The sequence below is a fragment of the Streptococcus sp. NLAE-zl-C503 genome (genome assembly GCF_900104285.1).
GTDB lineage: Bacteria > Bacillota > Bacilli > Lactobacillales > Streptococcaceae > Streptococcus.
This window is the reverse complement of the sequence record NZ_FNJT01000001.1, coordinates 159550-174018: the sequence shown is the minus strand read 5'-3', so window position 1 is coordinate 174018 and position 14469 is coordinate 159550. Positions and strand designations below refer to the sequence as shown.

Here is a 14469-nt window from a genome sequence, read left to right as displayed (position 1 = left end):
ACAACTAAGTCTATCAAATAAAGAAACTTTATTTAGTAGATCGTGTTTTTGTCTCTTTTTGTGTGCTCTTTTTGTACTAGATCTTCTGGTACTTTATCCTCTTTGAAAATCAAAAAACTAGAAAGCTAACCATCTGCTCCTCTTGGCTTGGATAGGGTTAGACTGACCTAGCTTGACGGGATTTTTTTACATGGATAATGGAGTTTTTGACAGTGACTTTGGGCTCTACTAGGTAAAGTAGAGCTTTTTGTTATGCACTATGGACATTCTAGAAAGGGCAACAATATGATAAAAATCAATCATCTGACCATCACACAAAACAAAGATCTACGAGAGCTTGTTTCTAACCTAACCATGACTATCCAAGACGGGGAAAAGGTTGCTATTATTGGTGAAGAAGGAAATGGCAAATCAACCTTGCTACGAGCTTTAATGGGGGAAGCATTACCTGATTTCACTATCAAGGGAGACATCCAGTCTGACCTTCAGTCACTGGCCTACATTCCTCAAAAGTTACCTGAGGAGCTAAAAAATAGAACTCTACACGATTACTTCTTTTTAGAGTCTACTGATTTAGACTACAGTATCCTCTATCGTTTGGCTGAGGAGTTGCATTTTAATAGTGATCGCTTCGCTAGTGAGCAAAAGATTGGCAGTCTATCGGGGGGCGAAGCTTTAAAAATTCAGCTCATCCACGAGTTAGCAAAACCTTTTGAAATTCTATTTTTAGATGAACCTTCAAATGACCTAGACCTTGAGACGGTTGATTGGCTAAAAGGTCAGATTCAAAAGATTAGGCAAACTGTTATTTTCATTTCCCATGATGAAGACTTTCTCTCTCAAACGGCAGATACTATTGTCCACTTGCGACTGGTCAAGCATCGGAAAGAAGCGGAAACGCTTGTAGAGCATTTAGACTACGATAGCTATAGTGACCAGAGGAAGGCTAGTTTTGCCAGACAAAGCCAGCAAGCTGCTAACGACCAACGAGCCTATGACAAAACCATGGAAAAGCATCGCCGCGTCAAGCAAAATGTAGAAAATGCCTTACGTAACACTAAAAATGATGTTGCCGGTCGCCTATTGGCTAAAAAGATGAAAAATGTTCTCTCTCAAGAAAAACGCTACGAAAAGGCAGCTCAGTCCATGACACAAAAGCCACTTGAAGAGGAACAAATCCAACTCTTCTTCTCAGATATCCAACCATTAGCGGCTTCTAAAGTCTTAATCCAACTAGAAAAGGAAAAGTTGTCCATTGGCGAGCGCATTTTAGCTCAGGAGTTGCAACTCACTGTCCGTGGCCAAGAAAAAATCGGTATCATCGGGCCTAATGGTATTGGGAAATCGACCCTGTTAGACAAGTTACAGCAACTGCTAAGCGACAAAAGAGAAATTTCCCTTGGTTTTATGCCACAAGATTACCATAAAAAACTGCAATTGGATTTATCTCCAGTAGCCTACCTCAGCCAAACTGGACAAAAAGAGGAACTACAGAAAATCCAATCCCACTTAGCCAGTCTCAATTTCAGCTATCCAGAGATGCAACACCAGATTCGTTCCTTATCTGGTGGTCAACAGGGAAAACTGCTTCTTTTGGATTTAGTTCTACGAAGACCAAACTTTCTCCTTCTCGATGAACCCACACGAAACTTTTCTCCTACTTCTCAACCCGAAATCAGAAAACTCTTTGCCTCTTATCCCGGCGGTCTGATCACTGTTTCGCATGACAGACGCTTCTTAAAGGAGGTCTGTACGAGTATCTATCGTTTGACAGAAAATGGTTTGGAAGTCGTCGATTTACAAGATTTATAATTTTTGAACATAGCAAAAATCCAGAGCCGGTCTCTGGATTTTGTTTACATTTGTTTCAAGCGTTCGATTCGTTCTGAGATAGGTGGGTGGGTGTAAAATAGTTTTTGTAGTCCGCCACCTTTCTTGGGATCATTGATGTACAGAGCACTGCTGGCATCATCAACGTGGTGATGCATGGGCTCGCTATTGTCCAACTTGCGCAGTGCATTGATCATCCCTTGAGGATTGCGAGTCAGCTCCACACTGGATGCATCCGCCAGAAATTCCCTCTGACGGGAAATGGCAAGTTGCACCAAGGTTGCTGCGAGAGGTGCTAGAACAATGGCTAAGAGAGAGATAACAAGCATGATAATCTCTAAACCATTTCCATCACGATCATTATCACTCCGTCTGCGACCAGCGCCTCCCCACCACATCATCCGTCCTGCCATACTAGACAGAAGGGTAATGGCACTGGCGAGGGCGACAGCAATGGTCGAAATGCGGATATCGTAGTTTCGGATATGACTGACTTCGTGACCCATAACAGCTTCTAGCTCCTCACGATTCATGATAGCCAGAAGACCTGACGTTGCTGCGACTGCTGCATTATGCGGATTCGAACCTGTTGCAAAGGCATTTAAAGAAGAATCCTCAATGATGAAAACACGTGGCATGGGGATCTGAGCGACCATGGCCATATCTTCCACAACATGGTAGAGGTCTGGTGCCGTTTGCTCATCAACCTCACGCGCTCCATTCATAGACATGACAATCTCTGTTGATTGAAAAATCATGGTTAAGGCATAGACAAAACCGATGATTAGGGCTATGATCATGCCCCCAAGACCTGATCGCATGAAGAGATAGCCAACTGCATAACCAACCAAGGCCAAGAGTAGGAAGAAAACCAGCAATAAAATCCAAGTTTTTCGTTTATTGCTCGTAATTTGATCAAACAACATCTTAGTCACCTAAACCGCTAAAGTCAACTTTAGGAACTGCCTTTTCCTCTTCAGGTGTTTGAAGGAAGTCTGCAGATTTAAAGCCAAATAGTCCTGCGATGATGTTACTTGGGAAGCTTTCAAGTTTTACATTGTAGTTGCTGACAACACTGTTGTAGAGTTGGCGTGAGTAGGAAATTTTATTTTCAGTATTGGTCAACTCTTCTTGCAATTTGATAAAGTTAGCACTAGCCTTCAAGTCTGGGTAATTCTCTGCTACTGCAAAGATACCAGAAATTTGGCGAGTAAGGGCATCACTGGCCTTCATAGCTTCAGCTGGCGAGGTTGCTGCGGCTACCTGTCTACGAAGTTCTGTCACTTTTTCCAAGGTAGAACCTTCATATTTGGCATAGCCTTTGACTGTTTCAATCAAGTTTGGGAGGAGATCATTACGACGCTTCAACTGAACATCGATCTGGCTCCAAGCCTCCTTGGTTTGCATACGATTTTTAACCAAACCGTTATAGCTAACAATCACAAAAATAACAATCAGAGCCAAAACTCCAAGAATAATCCAAGTCATAATCTTATTCCTTTCTGCTTTTAGATTAATACCAGTATATCAAAATTTTAATGATTGTGGTAAAATAAGATGATACTAGAGAAGGAAACTACTATGAAACCAGAAACATTTTACAACTTGCTTGCCGAGCAAAATCTTCCACTTTCGGACCAGCAAAAAGGGCAATTTAAACGTTATTTTGAGCTCTTGGTCGAGTGGAATGAAAAGATTAACCTGACCGCTATTACAGACAAAGAAGAAGTCTACCTTAAACACTTTTATGATTCGATTGCACCCATCCTGCAAGGTTTGATTTCAAATGAAACTATCAAACTTCTTGATATCGGGGCTGGGGCAGGATTTCCTAGTTTTCCTATGAAAATCCTCTATCCTCAGTTAGATGTGACCATCATTGATTCGCTCAATAAGCGCATCAACTTCCTTCAGCTTTTGGCTCAGGAGTTGGATTTGGATGGTGTTCACTTCTACCATGGGCGTGCAGAAGATTTTGCCCAAGACAAGAATTTCCGTGCCCAGTTTGATATAGTGACGGCTCGTGCGGTGGCCCGCATGCAGGTCTTGTCTGAATTGACCATTCCCTACCTTAAAGTTGGTGGAAAACTACTGGCTCTCAAGGCCAGCAATGCGCCCGAGGAATTGCTAGAAGCCAAGAACGCTCTCAACCTCCTCTTTAGCAAGGTAGAGGACAACCTCAGCTATACCCTGCCAAATGGAGATCCGCGCTACATCACTGTGGTCGAAAAGAAAAAGGAGACGCCTAACAAGTACCCAAGAAAGGCTGGCATGCCCAACAAACGCCCGCTTTAATTTTTTTAGTAAAAAAATTTACAAAATCAACCTCGCTCTTACATTTTTAGGCTCGGGAAAAAATGATTTACAAAATCATTTTTTTCTGCTATACTATCCTAAGCAAAGGTTTTTAATGTCATCCCGTGAGGTGACGAAGACGCAGAAATATATGAAGTTCTTTAAGAATGGAATAATCTTTTTTAAAGAAGTCTTACTCTGAGAGCCTATTGCTGTAAAATAATGGGCTCTTTTTTGATGCCTAAAAGTGAGGTTTATATGAAACAAGAATCAACTATTGATTTGTTACTAGACGTTGACCAACGTCCTTCAGCTGGTAAAGGGATTCTTTTAAGCTTCCAGCACGTTTTTGCCATGTTTGGTGCAACCATTCTCGTTCCCTTAATTTTGGGAATGCCTGTATCTGTTGCCCTTTTTGCATCAGGCGTTGGGACACTCATCTACATGATTTCGACTGGTTTTAAAGTTCCAGTCTATCTCGGATCATCCTTCGCCTTTATCACGGCCATGTCTCTAGCTATGAAAGAGATGGGTGGCGATGTATCGGCCGCTCAAACTGGGGTTATCCTGACTGGTTTGGTTTATGTCCTTGTGGCTGCAAGTGTTCGTTTTGCAGGTACAAAATGGATCGATAAACTCTTACCACCAATCATTATCGGACCTATGATCATCGTTATCGGTCTTGGTCTTGCTGGTTCTGCTGTAACGAATGCTGGACTTGTAGCAGATGGAAATTGGAAAAATGCACTTGTAGCTGTTGTTACATTCTTGATCGCTGCTTTTATCAATACAAAAGGAAAAGGCTTCCTACGCATTATTCCTTTCCTCTTTGCCATCATCGGTGGTTACATCTTCGCAGTAACACTTGGCTTGGTTGACTTTACACCAGTCCTAGAAGCTAACTGGTTTGAAATCCCTGGTTTCTACTTACCATTTAGTACAGGCGGAGCCTTCAAAGAGTATAACCTCTACTTCGGTCCTGAAACAATCGCCATCTTGCCAATCGCTATCGTAACCATTTCAGAACACATCGGTGACCATACCGTCCTAAGCCAAATCTGTGGACGTCAGTTCCTGAAAGAGCCAGGTCTTCACCGTACACTTCTCGGTGACGGTATTGCAACATCTGTATCTGCCTTTCTCGGTGGACCAGCCAATACGACTTACGGTGAAAATACAGGGGTTATCGGGATGACTCGTATCGCTTCTGTCTCCGTTATCCGTAACGCTGCCTTTATTGCCATCGCTCTTAGTTTCCTTGGTAAATTCACTGCCTTGATCTCAACAATCCCTAGTGCTGTACTTGGTGGGATGTCTATCCTTCTCTACGGAGTTATCGCCAGCAACGGTTTGAAAGTCTTGATCAAGGAGCGCGTTGATTTCAGTCAAATGCGTAACCTCATCATTGCTAGTGCTATGTTGGTTCTTGGGCTTGGTGGAGCCATCCTCAAAGTAGGACCAGTTACCCTTTCAGGTACTGCCCTATCAGCTATGACAGGTATCATCTTAAACTTGATCTTACCATACGAAAACAAAGACTAGTCATCTATATACACAAAATCCACTCAGTTGAGTGGATTTTTCTGATTCTTACCTTCCCCACGCAATCAAGAGATACAGGAGGCTAGAACCAAACATATCTGTCAGAGCATGCATAAGGAAAAATGGCAAAAGATTTTTAACCTTATACTTGTATAGAAAATAATAGAATAAACCATAAACTACACCAATAACCAGTGCCCACACCAATCCTTGATAAGTGTGAAAAGAAATCCGAATGAGGGTAGAATAAAGCAAAACCCGCCACTTTTGCTTTTCTTTCACTGAGGTCAACAACCCTAGAAAGAAAAACTCTTCATAGAAGCCATTTAACAAGGCATAGGCAATTGCCATGGGACTAAGCGCTAGGAATTTCCGTATAACTTCCATGGGATCTATGTGGGCAAAAAGAGCTGGATTTAAGTAATTGTATTCACCAGTTAGTGTCGTCACCAAGTCTCCAAACAAACCCACAATGGCAAATATAGAAGGAACCCAAAAGAGAAGGGACCAGGTCCAACGAATGGGAAGTTGTTTGAAATCATAATTCCGAATCAAAAGGTAAAGCAAGGCTAAGGTAAGAAGTATCACTTGCAGGGTGAAGTTGCTCAAATAGCCTACTCCCTCGCCGACAGTATTACTTACCGTATCCATTGTAGTTGACAGACCTGTCGGAAACATACTTGCTAAAAAGAGCTCCGTTGACCGAATGATAAACTGGCCAAACATCAAAACTGTAATAATCAGAATGTCAAACCATCTCAAGTAGCGCAGGGGCTTAGTTGGGTGAATGCTTTGTAAAATTTTCATATCTCCTCCTTCTAGCAGTTAAAGATTGGTTTATTGTAAGAAAAGAAACTTAAAATTTTATAAAATTCCACTCCCATTCCTTAGCCGTAATCAATATTTAGATAGGATATTTAAACCAACCACTTTTTACGAGTAACTAGTTTCTCATTCAACCTTCCGTTTATTTTCTATCAGCAAATCTTTCAAAGAAATGATGGTTACCGCAAGTAAAATCATAGCCATACCGACAAAATCAATCGCATAGAATTGCTCTTTCATAATCAGAAAAGCAAAGAAAACAGCAGAGATGGGCTCTATGGAAGCCAATAAACTGGACTTAACTGGGCCTATCATACTAGCTCCTTTTAGGAAAGCTGTATAGGCAAAAACCGTGCCAATGATGATAATGCCAGCAAATGCAAAAAGAAAATCCAAGCTGGTCGGTATACTGGCCTGCAAAACCCCTGTGAAGGGAATAGCCACCACTCCAGAAATAACCATGCCCACACCAATCACCAACATGCTTCCCCATTTCTTAATCAAAGTGATAGGAAGAATGATATAAAGGGCATAGGTCAAGGCAGAAAAGAGTCCCCAGAAAAGTCCAGCAGGTGTGACAGACAACTGGTCAAGTTCCCCATGCGTCGCGATAAGAACAGTTCCTCCAATTGCTAAAACAATCGAAATAATCTCAGCCAGAGTCGGTGCCACCTTGTCCTTGATACAAGTATAAATCAAGATTCCAACAGGACATACATACTGGAGAACCGTAGCCGTTCCAGCATTGGTTTCCTGAATGGCAGAAAGATAGGCAAACTGGTTTAAGAAAAGTCCAAACAAGGCAAATAGCAGTAGAGAGAGTAAGCTTTTTCTGTCTTTTAAAAAAGCTAGGAGTTTATCCCTTGCAGTTACATAGGATAAGAAAACCAGTGCCAATCCTGCAATGATAAGCCGCAGATTGGTCAAGACTAAAGCGGAAATCCCGTGTGCCATCAGGTATTGGCCACTGGTTCCAGACAAGCCCCAAGCAATGCCTGCAACTACTGTGAATAGCGTTCCTTTTACGGTTTTTGACATGCTTTCTCCCTACTCTTCCCTACGAATCATATCCATGACTTGGTTTCGATCGATTATCCACTGGGCACGCTCATCCTTCTCATACGTTCGATTGGATAAAAAAATAGCAGCTTCCTGTTTCTCTCGATTCCACATGATGAAGGTACCTGTATAGCCCGTATGGTCGAGCCAGGCCCCCTCCAGATTCCAGGCTAACGAACGCTCCTTATCATCTAAGGGAGAGTAATTTCGGCTCAAATCTGCTGCAAAATCATCTTTCAAGTAATGCTCCAAAAAGTTTTGCAAATCCTTAACAGTTGAAAATAAACCAGCACTTCCAGCATGTTTGCCCAAAAGACGAGCTTTGGGATCGTGGATCTTTCCAGCCTCTACTCCTCTCTCTGTTGGTACAGCAACCTCAACGGGACCAAACATCGTTTCCTTCATCCCCCATGGTTCCAAAACTTGTTCTTCTATAATCTGATCCAAATCTTGGTCAAAGATTTTTTCCAAAAGAAAGCCCAGGAGTAAAAAGTGAACATCCGAATATAGAAAAGTAGGCTGACTACGTCTATTCAGATGAAACATGGCTTCTTTTAATTCAGGGGCTGTCAAGAGATCCCGATTTGGAATAAAGGGGTCCAGGTCTGTTGCGTGGGTCAAAAGTTGACGGATAGTGATATCTGGGTAATCACACTCAGGCAAAAAATCCGTCACTGGTCGATCAATATCTAATGTGCCCTGCTGCCACAAGAAGGTGTAGATTGTCCCAACTCCCACAACCTTACTCACACTGGCTAGGTCATAGACCAGCCCTGACTCGGTTTTCAAACCTTTCTCAGGATCACTCAATCCTAGGTAAGATTCTCTCCATTCTCCGTCCTTAAAATACGCAAAAGAGGCCCCGGGATAGACCCCTGCCTCGATTTGTTCTTCTATTTTTCTTAGAATTTTTGTCCACTTCATGCTTCTTCAAACCACAATTCGATATTATTGGTGTCTTTACCAAGGAAGAATTTTTCAGACTTGGGAACAAAATAGCCTGTCTTTTCAAATTTCTGACGAAGACTAGTTAAATCTAGATCCTTTACCAAAAATTTCAGCATAGATAAGTCCCAGGTAACATTGTTTTCAACAGTCAAATCTGGACCTTGCCCTTCCGTAAAGGTGACAACTGTCCCAACTTTTTCAGGATCGAGTATACTCTCCGTCCCCTCAGGAAAACGCAACTCCATAGAAATCTCAAATTGACTCAAGTATTTTATACCTGTATTTGAAGAAAATTCAGGAACAGTTTCCAGTGGAACCAAATCCCTTATATCATTTTCCGCATGAACAAGAATCACATCCTGTTCAGGAGAAACAATCTCAAAAGCATAACCACGGCTTCCTTTAAGCAGGCGAGGAAGGGACTCCATCTGATAGAGAAGAGCCTCTATTTCTGAAGGATTTTCTACTTTGATCAAGAGTCTAGCTAGTTTCTTAAGCCCTTCAACTCTCCGAGTTCGCATACTGGGAGCCTCTTCGAGAATCAATTTCTCAACACCTGATTGGTCACCAAGTGAAAGGAAGGCAGATTCTTCTAATAAGGGCTTCATCCCAAGAGTTTCAATGTAAAATTTTTCATTTAATTTTCGGTTATTGACCTTCAAAGTCGGAACAATTTGTATCATTTGATTTGCATTCATAGCTTCCTCCAACTCTTTTATTTTAAAGGATTTTAGGATTTTTTACAAGCTATTCCACTTAAATTCTAGAATTTTTTACAAAAATTTCCGATAAAAAAACTGGGGTTCCCCAGTTTCATTTTATTATAGGTAAAGTAGTTTAAAGACTGCTACTGCTGCAATACCAGCTGCGATTGGTGCTACAACTGGAACCCATGCATACCACCATTTTGAATCACCCTTGTGCTGACCAAGAACTGATTTTGGAAGGAGTTCGTGAAGAAGACGTGGTCCGAAGTCACGAGCCGGGTTCAAACCAGGTCCAGTAGGTCCACCAAGTGAAGTTACCAAAGCCATCACTAGGAAACCAAGTGCCAAGTGAGCAACTGAAAGTCCAGCAGCTGTGTGTGGCGCTACTTGAGCTTTTACTGCCAATTCACCTAAGTCAACAGTTTGACCAGCTTGAGTAGCCATTTGTTTCATGTATTGAAGAACCTCAGCACCGAAGAAGTTTTTAGTCAAACCAAGCGCTGCAAAGAAAAGAACAAATGAACCTACAAACTCATTTAGGAAACCGTTAACCGTTGCTGCGAAACGTGATTCTTTTGTACCGTGGTCGATGCTTGAAATCGTTGAGAAGGTACCTAAGATATTGTTTGGGTTTTCTGTTTTCAAGTAGTATGGACGGTGAGTCGCTACAACCAAAGCTTGACCAAAAATTGCCCCCAAAACTTGCGCAAGGATGTAAAACGGTACTTGATCCCAAGAGAAAAGTCCGCTAACAGCAAGTCCAAGAGTGAAAGCTGGGTTGATGTGGTTACCAGAAACGTTACCGAACATCAAGGCTGGGATCATAACCCCCATACCATAACCAACAGCGATAACGAGCCAGCCACTTTGGTGACCTTTCGTACCTTTAAGTTCAACGTTGGCAACTGCACCATTTCCAAGAATGATCAAAATAGCAGTTCCCAAAAATTCAGTGGCATATTTAATAGCCCATGCAAAATCCATTTGATAGATTCTCCTTAATTTTTTTTAGACAATCCTTATTCTATCAATTTTTGGGCCTTTTAGCAACCGATTTTCTAAAAGAATCTCTGGAAAACGCTTTATTTAACTTATCTTTAAGAAAAGGACAAAAGGAGTCAAACTCCCTTCATCCTTTTCATTAGTCTTGACGTTGACCAAAGTCTGCAATCATCTGCTCCATCTCTTGGCGACTTGAAGTGGTCAGCATATAAAGGTAGTCTCCTTGTAGCTCTGCGAAAGCTGCTGGCATGATTTTCTTGACCTTGAATTGCTGGCTGTATTTGGCAAGAAGGTCCTCTTCTGAATAAACATAGTTGGCATTGGCACGACGTGATGTAGCTAAACAGTATTGAGGTTCAAACTCTGATGTTGGAAACTCCTCACCTGCGACGATAGCTGCATAGCCACGATAGAGGTCCAAGGAATGAGCAAAGTTATAAACATCAATGGTAAAACCACCTGCAGGACGATTGTTGTACTCAATGGCGATATAGTCATCTCCCTCACGGAAGAATTCAATATGGAAAAAACGCTCCTTCACGCCAAATTCTTTGACTATGGCCTCACCATACTTGCGTAGTTTGGGATCCATATCCTTAAGCACATAGTAGGAATTGTCCATCTTATAAATCATCAGATCAAGTGGTGTATGGGCATAATCGAAAGTCGTTGAAAAGACGATGTTGCCATCCTTGTCCACAAGTCCGTCAAAGGTACAGATTTCGCTAGAAGTGACAAATTTCTCAAAGAAATAAACGGTTGAATGGTCCCATTCAGCCTTGAAGTGATTTACATCTTCTTCTGTCTCAAGCTTAAAGGTGGCTGCCGCTCCCACTCCATTATCAGGTTTGGCAATCATTGGTAAGCCAATCGTCTCGACTGCTTTATCCACATCTGCTTCTGTCTGGATAACAGCTCCAGGTACCACAGGGACACCTGCTTTTTTGAAAAGTTTCTTCATCTCAGACTTATATTTGGTCTTTTTGAGATCCTCTGGTTTGGCACCAAAGACATTAAATTGCTCACGAAGTGTTGCGTCCAGCTCAAGCCAGTATTCATTGTGGGACTCGATGCGGTCGATTGGTCCATGCTTGTAGAACAGAAAGGCAACAGCACGTTTGACTTCGTCTATGTTCTCAAGATTGTCTACACGGAAATACTCGGTTAGGCTATTACGCAAAGGTTCATCTAGTTGTTCGTAAGGCTCCTGACCAATTCCCAAAACGGTGATGCCTTTATTGGCTAGCTCGATTGTAAACTGTTGAAAGTTTTGCGGATAGTAGGGAGAAATAACAAGGTAATTCATAGGCAACTCCTTTTATAGATACAGGTGTCCAAGAAAATAGGGCATTTGTCTACGCCACCATTCCCAGTCGTGGGCGACATCGTGTCCCCATTCAGCAAACCAGGCTGGAATTTGTTTCTGGTCAAAGGCTTCTTTGAGCTTGTAGAAAGATGGTAGACCGTCTTGTTCCCAGGCACCGAGGCCCGTACAGACGACAATCTCCGCCTGACGGTAACGATCGATAAACCAGCCGTCATTCTGATTCCAGATATAATCTACTGGCGAGTTTTGGTAAATGGCATCGTCATTGTAGTAATCTCCAACGAAGAAACGTGCGTCATAAACACCGCTGAGAGCAATCACCTTGGTAAAGACATCTGGATGCTGGAGGAAGAAATTGAGTGCATGGTAGGCCCCCATCGAGCAACCCGTCGTCATCATACCGTCAAACCAACCTGTCTTATGCTTGATAAAAGGAATGCCCTCCTCAATCACATAGCGTTCGTAGGCACGATGCATCTCCGCTTGGTCATGACCATTTTTCCAAGTAGCCAACCAGCTCTCACTGTCAACACTGGATAGGGTAAAGAACTGAACACGCCCTTCCTCGATAAAGGGAGCGCAGGCATCAATCATGCCAAAATCATAGTATTCATTGTGACTGCCACCAGATGAAGCAAAAACCACAACTGGAATCCCAGCATGCCCATAACGATTGAGATACATTTCACGGTTGAGGTGGCCACTCCAGTGGCTAAGGTTTTCAATATGCATTGGCTTTCTCCTTTCCTAACTTACCATTTCTCTGCAAAAAATCGGAGACAGTCTGGTAAATTTTCCGACCAAGGTATTTCACTATGGATAGCACCAGACTGAACTTTCAAGACAAGATTATCCAAGCCTACTCCACCTGCAATCAAATCATGATAATAACGAAGCGATGAGTCGATATAGGCTTGCTTGATATTGCCAGCCATCAAGGTCTTGTCCGTATCATCCGCCTCTTCCGTTCCAACATAGATAAAGATGCGCTGTTCAGGCGACAATTTCTTGCGCTCGATATAGCGGTTAAAGGCTTCTTGGTGGAGCCAGTTGGCAGATGAAAAGACACCTAGACAACCAATTCGGTCTTGGTACTCTAGTCCGATAAACTGGGTAATATTGCCTCCTAATGAGGAGCCAATCATGGCCGTATGCTGGCGATCAGCTTTAGTACGGTAGGTTTCGTCGATAAAGGGCTTGACCACCTCCATAACAAACTCGGCATACTCCACGCCCTTACCGCCAAACTGTTGGCCTGGAATAGGGGATTCTTGGAACTTCCAAGCCGCGTACTCATGCATCCGCCCCAAACCATCATTGTCGATGGCTACAACAATCATGCGACTGATGTCAGGGTTTCGCTTAATGGCTGGAATAATTTTCCAAGAGTGTCCGATATAGGATTCCTTGCTGTAAAAGACATTTTGCCCATCATGAAAGTAAACAACAGGGTAAAAACGGTCTGTGTCTTTCTCGTAGTCCTTAGGCAGTAGAACACGCACTCGACGCTCCTTTCCTGTATAAGGAACCTTGAGTTTGTGTTCTTTCATTTTTAAATAAAAGTAGGAATGATTCATTGTCAGAAAACTCTCTATATTCAAAATTTTATCTCATTATACCATAAAAATAGAAAAAAAGTCAGTTAATGTCCATTTTAAGGATAAATAACTAACTTTTTTCATTTATTTTTCTGAATTCTTCTGGATTTTCTGATTAGAGGAGATTGTCAATTAACTCATCGACAGCATCTTTTTCAGCCTGAGGTGTAATCTCAGTGATCATGATACCAGCCACTGCTCGCTCAACCAAGCCTTCAACATCCATGCGTTTTTCATACTGCTCTGCATTCTCTATCTTAGGATTGGTCTTAGGACGATCAGGCGCAAAAATAGTACAGCAGTCCTCAAAAGGCTGGATAGAAATTTCAAAGGTATCGATTTCCTGCGCGATGTCAATGATTTCCAACTTGTCCATAGTAACCACGGGACGAATGATGGGAGTGTTGGTCACAGCGTTGATAGCCTGCATACTTTCCAAGGTCTGGCTCGCTACTTGACCTAGACTCTCCCCGTTGATGATGACCAGACCCTTTCTCACCTCACGGATACGGTCAGTAATCCGCATCATAAAGCGACGCGTCAAGGTCATGAGGTAGGCTTCTGGCGCCTTGGCCTTGATTTCCTCTTGAATCTCAGTGAAAGGCACTTCGATAAACTGGATATTGCCACCAAACTTAGTCAATTTACGGGTCAAATCTTGGGCCTTCTTGAGAGCTCCTGGACTCGTGTAAGGTGGGCTAGCAAAGTGAACCGCCTCGATATCTACCCCACGTTTAAGAGCTAGATAACCTGCTACAGGTGAGTCAATCCCTCCTGACAACATGAGCATGCCCTTACCAGAAGTACCCACTGGTAAACCACCTGCTCCACGAATGGTTTCATAGGAAAGATAAGCAGCTTCCTCACGAATCTCCACCTGAAGAGTGATATCAGGGTTTTTCATTTGGGCTTGAATAGTTGGAATTACGTCAAAAACAGCACCACCAAGGGTTTGGTTAAGTTCACGACTGTCCAATTCAAAGCTGTGGTCGCTACGTCTACTAGAGATTTTAAAGGTCATGCCCTTCTTGTAGATGTCTTGCATAATCTTTTGCACGGCAGCTTTGAGAGTTTCAACAGACTTTTCAACTTTGTAAACTGGAGAAAAGTTTTGAATCCCGAAGACTTGCTTGAGAGATGTTGCTACTGCTGTGTAATCGGCTCCATTGAGGTAAACGTGGGCACGGTCACGATCAGCGGTTACCTTAACTTGAGGATAGATGGACAAAACGTCTGAAATATTATTACGAAGTTTATTGATGAACCGCATACGGTTTTTGCCCTTGGTTGACAACTCTCCGTAGCGAATCATAATTTCTGAATACTGCATGAATGC

The 14469-nt window shown here is 42.5% G+C and carries 14 protein-coding genes; 3 read left to right on the top strand and 11 right to left on the bottom strand.

The window, feature by feature from the left end:
• The first annotated feature begins 252 nt into the window (after positions 1–252).
• Positions 253–1812 carry an ATP-binding cassette domain-containing protein gene (locus BLS46_RS00830; protein ID WP_093584789.1) on the top strand — a complete coding sequence of 520 codons (1560 nt, stop codon included), beginning with the start codon at positions 253–255 and terminating at the stop codon, positions 1810–1812.
• A 44-nt stretch (positions 1813–1856) separates the two neighbouring features.
• Here the strand turns inward: BLS46_RS00830 and htpX are convergent, their stop codons facing one another.
• The gene (gene htpX, locus BLS46_RS00825) at positions 1857–2756 is read right to left on the bottom strand and encodes a zinc metalloprotease HtpX (protein ID WP_093584786.1); all 900 of its coding nucleotides are present in this window, start codon (positions 2754–2756) and stop codon (positions 1857–1859) included.
• 1 nt (position 2757) lies between these two features.
• Positions 2758–3318, bottom strand: coding sequence for a LemA family protein (locus tag BLS46_RS00820; RefSeq protein ID WP_093584783.1), 561 nt, complete (start codon positions 3316–3318; stop codon positions 2758–2760).
• 93 nt (positions 3319–3411) lie between these two features.
• Here BLS46_RS00820 and rsmG point away from each other — a divergent pair, with 93 nt between their 5' ends.
• Positions 3412–4125, top strand: a complete 714-nt coding sequence (gene rsmG, locus BLS46_RS00815) for a 16S rRNA (guanine(527)-N(7))-methyltransferase RsmG (protein WP_093584780.1) — start codon at positions 3412–3414, stop codon at positions 4123–4125.
• Between the two features lie 258 nt (positions 4126–4383).
• Positions 4384–5667 carry a uracil-xanthine permease family protein gene (locus BLS46_RS00810; RefSeq protein ID WP_004246858.1) on the top strand — a complete coding sequence of 428 codons (1284 nt, stop codon included), beginning with the start codon at positions 4384–4386 and terminating at the stop codon, positions 5665–5667.
• Between the two features lie 48 nt (positions 5668–5715).
• Here the strand turns inward: BLS46_RS00810 and BLS46_RS00805 are convergent, their stop codons facing one another.
• The 9 genes from BLS46_RS00805 to thiI form a co-directional block, all read right to left on the bottom strand.
• Positions 5716–6474, bottom strand: a complete 759-nt coding sequence (locus BLS46_RS00805) for a CPBP family intramembrane glutamic endopeptidase (protein WP_093584777.1) — start codon at positions 6472–6474, stop codon at positions 5716–5718.
• A 144-nt stretch (positions 6475–6618) separates the two neighbouring features.
• Entirely contained in the window at positions 6619–7530 is a 912-nt protein-coding gene (locus tag BLS46_RS00800) for a DMT family transporter (RefSeq protein ID WP_093584774.1), read from the bottom strand.
• A gap of 9 nt (positions 7531–7539) precedes the next feature.
• Positions 7540–8475 (bottom strand): serine hydrolase domain-containing protein, encoded by a 936-nt coding sequence (locus BLS46_RS00795; RefSeq protein ID WP_093584771.1) that lies wholly within the window; start codon positions 8473–8475, stop codon positions 7540–7542.
• On the bottom strand, positions 8472–9197 hold the full coding sequence (locus BLS46_RS00790; RefSeq protein ID WP_093584768.1) for a CppA N-terminal domain-containing protein: 726 nt from the start codon (positions 9195–9197) through the stop codon (positions 8472–8474). The genes BLS46_RS00795 and BLS46_RS00790 overlap by 4 nt, the downstream gene beginning before the upstream one ends.
• A gap of 123 nt (positions 9198–9320) precedes the next feature.
• Entirely contained in the window at positions 9321–10190 is an 870-nt protein-coding gene (gene gla / locus BLS46_RS00785) for an aquaglyceroporin Gla (protein ID WP_061416531.1), read from the bottom strand.
• Between the two features lie 157 nt (positions 10191–10347).
• On the bottom strand, positions 10348–11514 hold the full coding sequence (locus BLS46_RS00780) for an ATP-grasp domain-containing protein (protein ID WP_093584765.1): 1167 nt from the start codon (positions 11512–11514) through the stop codon (positions 10348–10350).
• A gap of 12 nt (positions 11515–11526) precedes the next feature.
• The gene (locus tag BLS46_RS00775; protein WP_093584762.1) at positions 11527–12267 is read right to left on the bottom strand and encodes an esterase family protein; all 741 of its coding nucleotides are present in this window, start codon (positions 12265–12267) and stop codon (positions 11527–11529) included.
• 20 nt (positions 12268–12287) lie between these two features.
• Complete coding sequence (locus BLS46_RS00770) at positions 12288–13112, bottom strand: alpha/beta hydrolase (RefSeq protein WP_049537346.1); 825 nt, start codon at positions 13110–13112, stop codon at positions 12288–12290.
• A 136-nt stretch (positions 13113–13248) separates the two neighbouring features.
• On the bottom strand, positions 13249–14463 hold the full coding sequence (gene thiI, locus BLS46_RS00765) for a tRNA uracil 4-sulfurtransferase ThiI (protein ID WP_093584759.1): 1215 nt from the start codon (positions 14461–14463) through the stop codon (positions 13249–13251).
• Between the last annotated feature and the right edge of the window lie 6 nt (positions 14464–14469).

What these genes read in the sequence shown, in the direction of transcription:
- BLS46_RS00790 (WP_093584768.1), bottom strand. Translation starts at nt 9,197, where the DNA reads ATGAATGCAAATCAAATGATACAAATTGTTCCGACTTTGAAGGTCAAT.
- rsmG (WP_093584780.1), top strand. Translation starts at nt 3,412, where the DNA reads ATGAAACCAGAAACATTTTACAACTTGCTTGCCGAGCAAAATCTTCCA.
- BLS46_RS00775 (WP_093584762.1), bottom strand. Translation starts at nt 12,267, where the DNA reads ATGCATATTGAAAACCTTAGCCACTGGAGTGGCCACCTCAACCGTGAA.
- BLS46_RS00805 (WP_093584777.1), bottom strand. Translation starts at nt 6,474, where the DNA reads ATGAAAATTTTACAAAGCATTCACCCAACTAAGCCCCTGCGCTACTTG.
- BLS46_RS00810 (WP_004246858.1), top strand. Translation starts at nt 4,384, where the DNA reads ATGAAACAAGAATCAACTATTGATTTGTTACTAGACGTTGACCAACGT.
- BLS46_RS00770 (WP_049537346.1), bottom strand. Translation starts at nt 13,112, where the DNA reads ATGAATCATTCCTACTTTTATTTAAAAATGAAAGAACACAAACTCAAG.
- BLS46_RS00795 (WP_093584771.1), bottom strand. Translation starts at nt 8,475, where the DNA reads ATGAAGTGGACAAAAATTCTAAGAAAAATAGAAGAACAAATCGAGGCA.
- gla (WP_061416531.1), bottom strand. Translation starts at nt 10,190, where the DNA reads ATGGATTTTGCATGGGCTATTAAATATGCCACTGAATTTTTGGGAACT.
- thiI (WP_093584759.1), bottom strand. Translation starts at nt 14,463, where the DNA reads ATGCAGTATTCAGAAATTATGATTCGCTACGGAGAGTTGTCAACCAAG.
- BLS46_RS00820 (WP_093584783.1), bottom strand. Translation starts at nt 3,318, where the DNA reads ATGACTTGGATTATTCTTGGAGTTTTGGCTCTGATTGTTATTTTTGTG.
- BLS46_RS00780 (WP_093584765.1), bottom strand. Translation starts at nt 11,514, where the DNA reads ATGAATTACCTTGTTATTTCTCCCTACTATCCGCAAAACTTTCAACAG.
- BLS46_RS00800 (WP_093584774.1), bottom strand. Translation starts at nt 7,530, where the DNA reads ATGTCAAAAACCGTAAAAGGAACGCTATTCACAGTAGTTGCAGGCATT.
- htpX (WP_093584786.1), bottom strand. Translation starts at nt 2,756, where the DNA reads ATGTTGTTTGATCAAATTACGAGCAATAAACGAAAAACTTGGATTTTA.
- BLS46_RS00830 (WP_093584789.1), top strand. Translation starts at nt 253, where the DNA reads ATGCACTATGGACATTCTAGAAAGGGCAACAATATGATAAAAATCAAT.